9 protein-coding genes and 1 tRNA gene are annotated in these 12,017 nt (G+C 60.4%); 6 read left to right on the top strand and 4 right to left on the bottom strand.

Going from position 1 to position 12,017, the window contains the following annotated elements; genetic code table 11:
* Positions 1-5: 5 nt before the first annotated feature.
* On the bottom strand, positions 6-521 hold the full coding sequence (folK, locus tag JFU57_RS04565) for a 2-amino-4-hydroxy-6-hydroxymethyldihydropteridine diphosphokinase (RefSeq protein WP_201128279.1): 516 nt from the start codon (positions 519-521) through the stop codon (positions 6-8).
* The gene (folB, locus tag JFU57_RS04570) at positions 512-865 is read right to left on the bottom strand and encodes a dihydroneopterin aldolase (RefSeq protein WP_020295457.1); all 354 of its coding nucleotides are present in this window, start codon (positions 863-865) and stop codon (positions 512-514) included. The genes folK and folB overlap by 10 nt, the downstream gene beginning before the upstream one ends.
* Positions 866-939: 74 nt before the next feature.
* On the opposite strand from folB, the gene plsY reads away from it, so the two are divergent.
* Positions 940-1,509, top strand: a complete 570-nt coding sequence (plsY, locus tag JFU57_RS04575; RefSeq protein ID WP_078472868.1) for a glycerol-3-phosphate 1-O-acyltransferase PlsY — start codon at positions 940-942, stop codon at positions 1,507-1,509.
* Between the two features lie 52 nt (positions 1,510-1,561).
* Here the strand turns inward: plsY and tsaD are convergent, their stop codons facing one another.
* Complete coding sequence (tsaD, locus tag JFU57_RS04580) at positions 1,562-2,587, bottom strand: tRNA (adenosine(37)-N6)-threonylcarbamoyltransferase complex transferase subunit TsaD (RefSeq protein ID WP_078472867.1); 1,026 nt, start codon at positions 2,585-2,587, stop codon at positions 1,562-1,564.
* Between the two features lie 200 nt (positions 2,588-2,787).
* Here tsaD and rpsU point away from each other — a divergent pair, with 200 nt between their 5' ends.
* The 5 genes from rpsU to JFU57_RS04605 all read left to right on the top strand — a co-directional run bounded on the left by rpsU (position 2,788) and on the right by JFU57_RS04605 (position 11,328).
* Positions 2,788-3,003, top strand: coding sequence for a 30S ribosomal protein S21 (gene rpsU, locus JFU57_RS04585; RefSeq protein WP_002551877.1), 216 nt, complete (start codon positions 2,788-2,790; stop codon positions 3,001-3,003).
* 487 nt (positions 3,004-3,490) lie between these two features.
* Positions 3,491-5,458 carry a DNA primase gene (gene dnaG / locus JFU57_RS04590; protein ID WP_201128280.1) on the top strand — a complete coding sequence of 656 codons (1,968 nt, stop codon included), beginning with the start codon at positions 3,491-3,493 and terminating at the stop codon, positions 5,456-5,458.
* A 67-nt stretch (positions 5,459-5,525) separates the two neighbouring features.
* Positions 5,526-7,373 (top strand): RNA polymerase sigma factor RpoD, encoded by a 1,848-nt coding sequence (gene rpoD / locus JFU57_RS04595; RefSeq protein WP_078472865.1) that lies wholly within the window; start codon positions 5,526-5,528, stop codon positions 7,371-7,373.
* 119 nt (positions 7,374-7,492) lie between these two features.
* Positions 7,493-11,236, top strand: a complete 3,744-nt coding sequence (locus JFU57_RS04600) for an EAL domain-containing protein (RefSeq protein ID WP_201128281.1) — start codon at positions 7,493-7,495, stop codon at positions 11,234-11,236.
* 15 nt (positions 11,237-11,251) lie between these two features.
* Positions 11,252-11,328: transfer RNA gene (locus JFU57_RS04605), tRNA-Ile, on the top strand.
* A gap of 133 nt (positions 11,329-11,461) precedes the next feature.
* Here JFU57_RS04605 and JFU57_RS04610 read toward each other — a convergent pair.
* Positions 11,462-12,013 carry a serine acetyltransferase gene (locus JFU57_RS04610; protein ID WP_201128282.1) on the bottom strand — a complete coding sequence of 184 codons (552 nt, stop codon included), beginning with the start codon at positions 12,011-12,013 and terminating at the stop codon, positions 11,462-11,464.
* Positions 12,014-12,017: the final 4 nt, after the last annotated feature.

The following is a 12,017-nucleotide window of genomic DNA, read 5'->3' on the forward strand; positions in this document are numbered from 1 at the left end:
CGCGATCAGAGCCCCGGCGGAGTCAGCTGCACACCGCGCCACTCAAAGGCCACGGGCACCAGTACCTGATTGATCTGCGACTCTCGCCAAAGCGTGCCCAGGCTCTGCCCGGCAACCGGGTGCAGGCGCTCGGGCGCCATCAGCGACAACGGCCAGAGCACGAAGGCATTTTTCAGGATTTCTGCACGGGGCAGGATCAGGCCATCGAAATTGCCGACCAGATCGCCATACAGCAGCACGTCTATATCCAGCGGCAGGCCTATGCGATCGGGGGCATAACGGCCGTTATCCGCCTCGATGAACTTCAAACGACGATCCAGTTCGTTCAACGGCAAATCCGTGAAGGCGGACACCACCAGGTTGAAAAACGGGCCACTCTTGATCCCCACCGGCTGGCTCTCGAACACCGCCGAGCAGCGCATGTCCTGCAGAAACGCGACCAAGGCTTCGAGCCCGGCCTGCAAATGGGTTTCGCGCTCGATATTGCTGCCGAGCCCCAGAAAAACCTGAGTTAGCGACATCCGCGCTCGATCTCCACGCCAACACCGGTGGCGGCGGGAACTGCGCCGGGCTTGGTCAGCTTGAGGCGCAGCCAAGGAATATGAAACTCGCTCATCAACACCTCGGCCAGACGCTCGGCAAAGGTTTCGACCAGTTGGAACTGCGCCTGCTCGGCGAAGGCTTGAATGCGCGACGAGACGCTTGCGTAATCGAGCGCGAGGGTCAGGTCATCACCTGCAGCTGCCGGGCGGTTATCCCAGGCAAAGCTCAGGTCCAGACGCAGGCACTGACGGATGCCGCGCTCCCAGTCATAGGCACCGATCACGGTGTCGACTTCCAGGCCTTCGATAAACACTCTGTCCAAGCACTCTTCTCCGCAGCACGACAAGGGCGCAATGCGCCGTTAGAATCAGGGCGTCCTCGCCCGGAATAGTTAGCATGTTTTGGTTACTGGCGATCCTCGCCTACCTGCTCGGCTCTCTGTCCTTCGCCATTTTGCTCAGCCGCCTGACGGGTAATCCCGATCCGCGAATGAGTGGCTCGGGCAATGCCGGTGCCACCAACATGCTGCGTCTGGCCGGCAAGAAACTCGCCGTCCTGACCTTGCTCGGCGACCTGTGCAAAGGGCTCTTGCCCGTCCTGATCGCCGCCGTGGCAGGCCTTTCACTGCAACAACAAGCCTGGATTGGCCTGTGCGCCGTTCTCGGCCACTTGTTCCCGTTGTACTTTCGCTTCCGCGGCGGCAAAGGTGTCGCCACCGCCGCCGGCATGCTGCTCGGGCTTTACCCGCCAGCCGCCCTGCTGGCCATGGCCGCGTGGGTCCTGGCGTTCTACCTGACCCGCACCAGCTCGCTGGCCGCACTGATCGCCACGCCCCTGACCTTGCCGCTACTGGCCTGGCAGGAACCGGAAGCGCTACTGCCGATGAGCGTGCTCACGCTGCTGATCGTCTGGCGCCACCGGGGCAATTTACGCGACCTGTTTGCCGGGCGCGAACGGCATTTCTGAATCGTCCGGTGAAAACCGTTCAAGTTCGCTGACCGGCAACACCCCTAACGCCCTACAAGGGCGTCAGTTGCTCCATGGGCCAGCGCGCCTGCACGCTGATCGCCAAGCTTTCCTGCTGCCCGGCTTGCAAGCGCTGACAGCCGGCAAAAGCGATCATCGCGCCGTTATCGGTGCAAAACTCGGGGCGGGCGTAATACACATGGCCCTTCATATCCCCGAGCATTTTTTCCAGCGACACACGCAGGGCTTTGTTGGCACTCACGCCGCCGGCGATCACCAGACGCTTGAAACCGGTCTGCTTCAACGCACGCTTGCACTTGATGGTCAAAGTTTCCACCACCGCCTGCTGGAACGCGAGCGCGATGTCGCAACGGGTTTGCTCGCCGTCGTCCCCAGCACTGACGCGTTGCTGCCAGGTATTGAGTGCCGAGGTTTTCAAGCCACTGAAGCTGAACTCCAGGCCCGGACGGTCGGTCATCGGCCGCGGAAAGACAAAGCGCCCGGCCACGCCCTGATTCGCCAGGCGAGCAATCTCCGGACCACCCGGATAATTGAGCCCCATCATCTTTGCCGTCTTGTCGAAAGCTTCGCCTGCGGCATCGTCCAGGGTCTCGCCCAGTAGTTCGTATTGGCCGATCCCATCGACCCGAACCAGCTGCGTATGCCCACCGGAAACCAACAAAGCGACGAACGGAAACTCCGGCGGTTGTTCTTCCAGCATCGGCGCCAGCAAATGGCCTTCCATGTGATGCACACCCAGGGCCGGAATGCCCCAGGCGAACGCCAGCGCCTGAGCACAGGAAGCCCCGACCAGCAAGGCTCCGACCAGTCCCGGGCCGGCGGTGTAGGCAATGGCGTCGATCTCGGTCGGCACGCAGTCGGCTTCCGCCAACACCTGGCGAATCAACGGCAACATGCGTTTGACGTGATCACGCGAAGCCAGCTCCGGCACCACGCCGCCGTAGGCGCGATGCAGGTCGATCTGACTGAACAGTGCATCGGCCAAAAGCCCGCGTTCACTGTCGTAGAGCGCGACGCCGGTCTCGTCGCAGGAGGTTTCTAATCCCAGTACTAGCATGGGTTTGCGCCTTGTAGAGGCTAAATTCGAAGGCGCGCATAATAGTCGCCACTCCCGCGCCCGACCAGCGGTTTTCGATCAGAGGCTTTGCATTCCGAGCGATGAGGGGTTAACATCCGCAACCCTTAAAAACCGACGACCTCAGCCGTGATTTTTGCGACGAGAACGTTGACCCCGGTAATGAATGAAGGTAGCTCTGGATGCCAGCCGTCAAAGTTAAAGAGAACGAACCCTTCGACGTAGCTCTGCGTCGTTTCAAGCGCTCCTGCGAAAAAGCCGGTGTTCTGGCTGAAGTTCGTAGCCGCGAATTTTACGAGAAGCCGACTTCTGAGCGTAAGCGTAAAGCAGCAGCCGCTGTTAAGCGTCACGCCAAGAAAGTTCAGCGCGAACAGCGCCGCGCCGTTCGTCTGTACTAATACACAGACGTTCGCTGCAAGCTTCTGCCAAGCCCGGCCCTCAGCCGGGCTAATGGCATTTGCGGATATCGCTTGATGCTTCACTGTCAAAGCCGCCCATGCGACCGAGACAACCTGCTTCACCACGTCAGACCTGGCTTATCGCCAGCGGTGCACGTCTCTTCTGACGAGCCTTCCAAGGCTACTGACGAGCACACTTTTTCTGATTTCCTACAGACGATCAGCCCAAGGCGCCCTTCTCCAGCGCCCGCTTATGAGCTATCCGAGGCCTCCCACGGGCCGCAGTCGGACTCAGAGCAACATCTTCGAATAGTCGATTACTGATTGGAACTAACGTCAGTGAACCTTCGGCAGATACACTTCCCGACAGCGATCAAGCCGACGACAGATGGTCGAGCCGCACTGCGTTTGCGCCTCATGACGCCCCTGTTTCGACGCCTTCGCGCCGGTTCAATTCACGCTTGCGCGCAGTGATGACGAGAACGCCATGGCCGGGCTAATTCCCCAGAGCTTTATTGACGACCTTCTGAACCGCACCGACATCGTCGATGTTGTCAGCTCGCGCGTGCAAATGAAAAAAGCAGGCAAGAATTACACGGCCTGCTGCCCGTTCCACAAAGAAAAAACCCCGTCCTTCAGCGTCAGCCCCGACAAGCAGTTCTACTACTGCTTCGGCTGCGGCGCCGGCGGCAATGCCCTCGGCTTCATCATGGACCACGACAACCTGGACTTTCCCCAGGCTGTCGAAGAACTGGCCAAAGCCGCCGGCATGGAAATCCCCCGCGAGGAAAGCGGTCGGCCGCACAAACCGCGGCAACCGACTGACTCGCCGCTGTACCCGCTGCTCACCGCAGCCGCTGATTTTTATCGCCAGGCACTCAAGAGCCACCCCGCGCGCAAGGCAGCTGTCGACTACCTGAAAGGCCGCGGCCTGACCGGCGAGATCGCCCGCGATTTTGGCCTTGGTTTCGCCCCGCCTGGCTGGGACAACCTGTTCAAGCACCTGAGCAGCGACACCTTGCAGCAGAAGGCCATGATCGATGCCGGGCTGCTGATCGAAAACGCTGAAACCGGCAAGCGCTATGACCGCTTCCGCGACCGGGTAATGTTTCCGATCCGTGACAGCCGTGGCCGGATCATCGCCTTCGGCGGCCGAGTGCTGGGCGATGACAAACCGAAGTACCTGAACTCGCCGGAAACCCCGGTCTTCCACAAGGGCCAGGAACTCTACGGTCTGTTCGAAGCCCGCAAGAACAACCGCAACCTCGACGAAATCATTGTCGTCGAGGGCTATATGGACGTGATTGCACTGGCCCAGCAGGGGTTGCGCAATGCCGTTGCCACCCTGGGCACCGCCACCAGCGAAGAACACCTCAAGCGTCTGTTTCGCGTGGTGCCGAGTGTTCTGTTCTGCTTCGACGGCGACCAGGCCGGGCGCAAGGCCGCCTGGCGCGCACTCGAAGCGGCGCTGCCGTGCCTGCAGGATGGGCGTCGCGCACGCTTCCTGTTCCTGCCCGAAGGCGAAGATCCGGACACCCTGGTGCGCTCCGAGGGTACTGATGCCTTCCGCGCCCGCATCAATCAGCACGCCCAGCCGCTGGCCGATTATTTCTTCCAGCAGCTGATCGATGAAGCCGATCCGCGCTCGCTTGAAGGCAAGGCCCATATGGCCACCCTGGCGTCACCGTTGATCGACAAGGTTCCCGGGGCCAACCTGCGCACCCTGATGCGCCAGCGCCTCAGCGAAATCACCGGCCTCAACAACGAAGCCATGAGCCAATTGGTACATAGCGCGCCGCAAGAAGCGCCGCCTGCCTATGACGCCGGCATCAATTACGACGCCATGCCCGATTACGCCGATTACCACGAACCGCAGGAGGCCTATGCGCCCCAGCAGGAGTGGACGCCAAAGAAGAGTGGTGGCGGCAAGAAGTGGGAAAACAAGCCCTGGGACAAGAATGCCAAGGGCAAACGCCAGGGCGATCGCGACCAGCCTCGCGGCCCACGCATCCCGGCCGCAGTCGAGCCGCCGACCCTTTCCGCCCTGCGTACGCTGCTGCATCACCCGCAACTGGCGGAAAAAGTTGAAGATGCCGGACATTTTGCCGATGACAACAACACCAACACTCAGTTGCTGGTGGCGTTGATCGAAGCCGTACAGAAAAATCCTAAGCTACGCTCTATACATCAACTCATGGCGCGCTGGCACGGCACCGAACAGGGTCGCCTGCTCAAGGCGCTGGCAGAAAAGGAGTGGTTGATTGACGGCGATAACCTTGAACAACAGTTTTTCGACACCATTAACAGTTTATCGGTGCGTCAACGCGAACGTGTTTTAGAGCAACTTCTAAGGAAATCGCGTCAAAGTGACTTGAGTGGCGAGGAGAAAGTCCAACTACTTGAGCTTTTAAGACGCAATGTTCCCGCATCAAGCCCGACCTCAACTGGCGCGTGAGGTCATAGCTCAGGTATAATCCTCGGCTTGTTTTTTGCCCGCCAAGACCTTCAGTGGATAGGGTGTTATGTCCGGAAAAGCGCAACAGCAGTCTCGTATCAAAGAGTTGATCACCCTGGGTCGTGAGCAGAAGTATCTGACTTACGCAGAGGTCAACGACCACCTGCCTGAGGATATTTCAGATCCAGAGCAGGTGGAAGACATCATCCGCATGATCAATGACATGGGGATCCCCGTACACGAGAGTGCTCCGGATGCGGACGCCCTTATGTTGGCCGACGCCGATACCGACGAAGCCGCAGCTGAAGAAGCTGCTGCCGCGTTGGCAGCGGTTGAGACCGACATTGGTCGCACTACTGACCCTGTGCGCATGTATATGCGTGAAATGGGTACGGTAGAGCTGCTCACACGTGAAGGCGAAATTGAAATCGCCAAGCGTATCGAAGAGGGTATCCGTGAAGTGATGGGCGCGATTGCGCACTTCCCTGGCACGGTTGATCACATTCTCTCCGAGTACACTCGCGTCACCACCGAAGGTGGCCGCCTGTCCGACGTCCTCAGTGGTTATATCGACCCGGACGACGGCATCGCGCCGCCTGCTGCAGAAGTGCCACCGCCTGTCGATGCCAAGGCCGCGAAAGCGGACGATGACACCGAAGAAGAGGACGCCGAAGCCAGTGACGACGAAGAAGAAACCGAAAGCGGTCCTGATCCGGTCATCGCTGCACAGCGCTTTGGCGCCGTGGCTGACCAGATGGAAATCACCCGCAAGGCGCTGAAAAAGCACGGCCGCGCAAACAAGCAGGCAATTGCCGAGATGTTGGCCCTGGCTGAGCTGTTCATGCCGATCAAACTGGTTCCGAAGCAATTCGAAGGCCTGGTCGAGCGTGTTCGCAGTGCCCTGGATCGTCTGCGTCAACAAGAGCGCGCGATCATGCAACTGTGCGTTCGTGATGCACGCATGCCGCGTGCCGACTTCCTGCGCCAGTTCCCGGGCAACGAAGTTGATGAAAGCTGGACCGACGCGCTGGCCAAAGGCAAAAGCAAATACGCCGAAGCCATTGGTCGCCTGCAGCCCGATATCATTCGCTGCCAGCAGAAGCTGACTGCGCTTGAGACCGAAACCGGTCTGACGATTGCCGAGATCAAGGACATCAACCGTCGCATGTCGATCGGTGAGGCCAAGGCCCGCCGCGCGAAGAAAGAGATGGTTGAAGCGAACTTGCGTCTGGTGATCTCCATCGCCAAGAAGTACACCAACCGTGGCCTGCAATTCCTCGATCTGATCCAGGAAGGCAACATCGGCTTGATGAAGGCTGTGGACAAGTTCGAATACCGTCGCGGCTACAAGTTCTCGACTTATGCCACCTGGTGGATCCGTCAGGCGATCACTCGCTCGATCGCCGACCAGGCCCGCACCATCCGTATTCCGGTGCACATGATCGAGACCATCAACAAGCTCAACCGTATTTCCCGGCAGATGCTGCAGGAAATGGGTCGTGAACCGACCCCGGAAGAGCTGGGCGAACGCATGGAAATGCCTGAGGACAAGATCCGCAAGGTATTGAAGATCGCTAAAGAGCCGATCTCCATGGAAACCCCGATCGGTGATGACGAAGACTCCCATCTGGGTGACTTCATCGAAGACTCGACCATGCAGTCGCCAATCGATGTCGCCACTGTTGAGAGCCTGAAAGAAGCGACTCGCGAAGTACTCTCCGGCCTCACTGCCCGTGAAGCCAAGGTCCTGCGCATGCGCTTCGGCATCGACATGAATACCGACCACACCCTCGAGGAAGTTGGTAAACAGTTCGACGTTACCCGTGAGCGGATTCGTCAGATCGAAGCCAAGGCGCTGCGCAAGCTGCGCCACCCGACGAGAAGCGAGCACCTGCGCTCCTTCCTCGACGAGTGATACCAAAACCCCCAGCCCTGCTGGGGGTTTTGCTTTACGCAGATTAAATTTCCCTCCCCCTCCCCGCCTCGCGTTGCCGTCTACACTCGACACATTCCCCGTGCCATAACGAGACGGTTATGCCCAGACTGCCGGCCGTGCTTCTGCTGTCGCTGCTCGCCTGGACCGCTACGGCTGGCGCGTTGACTCTCACCGATGAAGAGCGTGACTGGCTGGCGGCCCACCCCACATTGCGCCTGGGCGTCGATGCCTCCTGGCCGCCGTTCGAGTATCGCGACGAGGACGGGCGTTACCAGGGCCTGGCCGCTGACTACATCAGCCTGATCCAGAGCCGCCTGGAGATAAAACTCAACCCGATCGAACCGGTCAGCTGGACCGCCGTTCTCGAACAGGCGAAACAGGGCAAGCTGGACCTGCTGCCGGGGATCATGTCGACCCCGGAACGCCAGACTTACCTGGCCTTTACCCGGCCTTACCTCGACTTTCCCATCGTGATCCTCGCCCATGAGGGTGGCGCCCAGCCCCACAACCTCAGGGAGCTCTACGGCCTGAAGATCGCGGTGGTAGAAAACTATGCCCCTCATGAACTGCTGCGCACCCACCATCCGGACCTAAACCTGGTGGCCTTGCCCAATGTCAGCTCGGCCCTGCAGGCGCTCGCGACCGACCAGGTCGACGCGGTAGTCAGCGACCTCGCCTCGAGCATCTGGAGCCTGCGACAACTCAAGCTGGATGGGCTGTATGTCAGCGGAGAAACCCCCTACCGCTATCAACTGGCGATGGGCGCGCCACGGGATGAAAAGATCCTGATCGGCATCCTCGACAAGGTCCTGGCCGACCTCACCCCTGCGGAAATCAGCGTGATCCAGGAACACTGGGTGGGCAATGTGCTGGATCACCGTTCGTTCTGGTCAGACCTGCTGGTCTACGGCCTGCCCACTGTGCTGTTGTTGTTTGCGGTACTGGCGGTGGTGATCCGCATCAACCGCCGCCTGAGTTCGGAAATCTCCCGGCGCGTGGCCCTCGAGCAGCAGCTGCGCAGCAGCGAGTACCATTACCGCGGCCTGGTGGAGAGCCTGTCGGCCATTGCCTGGGAAGCGCGGATCAGCGACTACACCTACAGCTACGTTTCACCCCACGCCGAGGCGCTGTTGGGATACCCGCTGTCCCATTGGCTGATTCCGGGGTTCTGGCGCAACATCATCCACCCCGCCGACCTGACCCGCGCCCAGACCTTCTGCGACCACGAAGTACTCGCCGGGCGTGATCACAGCCTCGACTACCGGGTCATCACCGCCGATGGCCGATGCCTGTGGGTAAGGGATATTGTCAGCCTGATCGAGCATGGCCACGAACCGGTGATGCGCGGACTGATGATCGATATCAGCGAAGCCAAGCACACCGAGGAAGCCTTGCGCCTGTCCGAGCAGAAGTTCGCCTCGGTGTTCCAGCAATGCCCGGACATCCTGGTGATCGCGCGACTGTCGGACGGCTGCCTGCTGGAGGTCAACAAGGCCTTTGAGGAACAGATCGGCTTGCGGGCCGAACAGGTGCTCGGCCAGACCGCCTCCAACCTCAATATCTGGGGGATCCAGGGCGTCGGGCCGGGCCTGCTGCTGCGCCTGCAAGCCGGGAGTATCCGCAACCTGGAGATGCCCTTTCGCCGACACAACGGCCAGTTGTTCACCGGCCTGATTTCCGCCGAACCCTTCGACCTCGACACCACCCCGGCGCTGGTGGTGGTGGTGCGCGATATCAGTCGGCTCAAGGAGACCCAGCAGTTGCTGCAGACCTCCGAGGAGAAGTTCGCCAAGGCCTTCCACGCCTCGCCTGACGGCTTGCTGTTGAGCCGCCAGCGCGATGGGCTGCTGATCGAGGTCAACGAAGGCTTCAGCCGCATTACCGGATTCAATAGCGCCATGTCCCTGGATCGCTCGACCCTGGACCTGGGCATCTGGGTCAACCTCAACGAGCGCAAACACATGCTCGACCTGCTGAACCGCGATGGCTACGTGCGGGATTTCAGCTGCCATATCCGGCGCAACGACGGTCAGATCCGTTTGTGCGAGCTGTCCAGCCGCCCCCTGCCCATCGGCAACGAAGACTGCATGCTGACCATCGCCCGCGATATCACCGAACGCCACGTGATGCAGGAAAAGCTCCAGCAAGCCGCCACCGTCTTCGAGAGCACCGCTGAAGGGGTGCTGATCACCGACACCCAGCAACACATCAGCGCGGTCAATCGGGCATTCACCGAGATCACCGGTTACAGCGAAGCCGAAGCCCTCGGCCACACGCCGCGCCTGCTGGCGTCCGGCCTGCACGACAGCGCCTTCTACGCCGCCATGTGGTACCAGTTGACGGCAGAAGGACACTGGCAGGGCGAGATCTCCAACCGGCGTAAGAACGGTGAGCTGTACCCAAGCTGGCTGACCATCAGTGCCGTGCGCAACAAGGAGCAATCGATCACCCATTTCGTCGCGGTGTTCGCCGACATCTCAAGCCTCAAGCACGCCCAGGCACGGCTCGATTACCAGGCCCACCACGACCCGCTGACCGGCCTGCCGAACCGCACCCTGTTCGAGAGCCGCTTGCTGACCGCGCTCAACGGCCAGCAGGAAAACGGCAGCCAGGGCGCGGTGCTGTTTCTCGACCTCGACCGTTTCAAGCACATCAACGACAGCCTCGGCCATCCGGTCGGCGATCTTTTGCTCAAGGGCATTGCCGTACGCCTCAAGGAGCAGTTGCGCGACATCGATACCGTGGCGCGCCTGGGGGGCGACGAGTTCATCATTCTGCTGCCCGGGCTGCAGCAAGCCAGCGATGCCGACCACATTGCCGGTAAACTCCTGAACTGCTTCAGCGCGCCCTTCCAGGCCGGGGAACATGAGTTCTTCATCAGCGCCAGCATCGGCACCAGCCTCTACCCCAAAGATGGCACCGACGTTGCCACATTGATCAAGAACGCCGACGCGGCGATGTATCGCTCCAAGGCCAAAGGCCGGAACCGGGTGGAAAGGTACACCCGCGACCTGACCGCCCAGGCCAGCGAGCGGGTCGCCCTGGAACACGAATTGCGCCGCGCCATCGAGCGCAACGAACTGTCTCTCTACTACCAGCCCAAGATCAGCCTTATCGATCAGGAACTGGTCGGCGCCGAGGCGTTGATCCGCTGGCGGCACCCGACGTTTGGCGATGTGCCTCCGGAGCACTTCATCCCGCTGGCCGAAGAAAACGGCATGATCCTGCAGATCGGCGATTGGGTGCTGGAGCAGGCCTGCCAGCAGATGTCGGCCTGGAACGAACGCTATGCGCCCTTCGGCCCGCTCTCGGTGAACCTGGCCGGCGCCCAGCTGCGCCAGCCCAACCTGCTGGGGCGCATCGAGCAACTGCTCAAAGACAACCACCTGCGGCCAGGCTTCCTGCAGCTGGAGATCACCGAGAACTTCATCATGAGCCAGACCGAAGAAGCGCTGGAGGTGCTGCACCAACTCAAGCACCTGGGGGTCCAGTTGGCGATCGACGACTTCGGCACTGGTTATTCCTCACTCAGCTACCTCAAGCGCCTGCCCCTGGACTTCCTGAAAATCGACCAGTCGTTTGTCCGCGGCTTGCCGGACGACCCTCATGACGTAGCGATCGTGCGCGCCATCATCGCCCTGGGCCGCAGCATGCAATTCACGGTGATCGCCGAAGGCGTCGAAAGCCACGAGCAACAGGCATTTCTCGGCGCCGAAGGCTGCGAGCAGATCCAGGGCTACATCGTCAGCCTGCCGCTGTGCGCCGATGAGTTCGCCGCGACTTTTCTGCAGATGGGCGTTTCCGATTTTTCGGATAGCACAGCCGAGAATCCGTCGTTATAATCCGCCGCCTACTGAGGGCCTATAGCTCAGTTGGTTAGAGCAGAGGACTCATAATCCTTTGGTCCACGGTTCAAGTCCGTGTGGGCCCACCAAATAAAAAGCCGCGCATTGCGCGGCTTTCGTGTATCTGGACGTTACGTTTCAGCATTCAAACGTGCTTCCAGCGAAGTTCGCGGAACACTCGGCACCCCGCTCCCCTGCCCACCTCAAAGGATGCCAACGCATTTACCGCGAAGGCCGGACCAGGGTCTTTCGCTCGTTGTAAAAGGTGCAATTGGCGGGGACGTCTTTGTTTACCAGGGACATCGCGCCGATCGTGGCGTTATCCCCCACCACCAGTTCGTCACCGATGATGCAGCTGTTAGCCCCGACGCTGACGTTGTCACCGATCCTCAGGTTGTAGTGATCGAGGCCGAGGGTCTTGATCCCGACCGTCGTATTTTGCCGGATAAAGAAATTCCGACCGATTTTTGCATGGCCGGAAATCACCACTCCGGGCAGATGCGCAATGCGCAGCCCCGGGCCGATGTCTGCGCCCAGATCAATATCGACCCCGTATTTGAGGTTGAGCTTTTGTTGCATCCGACGTGCACGCGCGGCCCAGAATCCGCCCCGTCGATGCAGGTACTGGGCAAGCCGGAAAGAGAACAGGAAGCGCAGTTTATTGTCTCTCCTGGCCCGCCGGAGAATGTTGGAGATCAGGCCGGTCCGGCTGCCCACTTTCTTCTTGTTGGATACTTCAACCCGCCAATACTCAAACAACTGGTCAAGAGTCACGCGT

Origin of the sequence: Pseudomonas sp. TH07 (assembly GCF_016651285.1) — a bacterium.
Lineage (GTDB): Bacteria > Pseudomonadota > Gammaproteobacteria > Pseudomonadales > Pseudomonadaceae > Aquipseudomonas.

Bases quoted from the DNA above. Each gene is read 5' to 3' on its own strand.
- rpsU (WP_002551877.1), top strand. From the start codon at position 2,788: ATGCCAGCCGTCAAAGTTAAAGAGAACGAACCCTTCGACGTAGCTCTG.
- tsaD (WP_078472867.1), bottom strand. From the start codon at position 2,587: ATGCTAGTACTGGGATTAGAAACCTCCTGCGACGAGACCGGCGTCGCG.
- rpoD (WP_078472865.1), top strand. From the start codon at position 5,526: ATGTCCGGAAAAGCGCAACAGCAGTCTCGTATCAAAGAGTTGATCACC.
- folK (WP_201128279.1), bottom strand. From the start codon at position 521: ATGTCGCTAACTCAGGTTTTTCTGGGGCTCGGCAGCAATATCGAGCGC.
- dnaG (WP_201128280.1), top strand. From the start codon at position 3,491: ATGGCCGGGCTAATTCCCCAGAGCTTTATTGACGACCTTCTGAACCGC.
- plsY (WP_078472868.1), top strand. From the start codon at position 940: ATGTTTTGGTTACTGGCGATCCTCGCCTACCTGCTCGGCTCTCTGTCC.
- JFU57_RS04600 (WP_201128281.1), top strand. From the start codon at position 7,493: ATGCCCAGACTGCCGGCCGTGCTTCTGCTGTCGCTGCTCGCCTGGACC.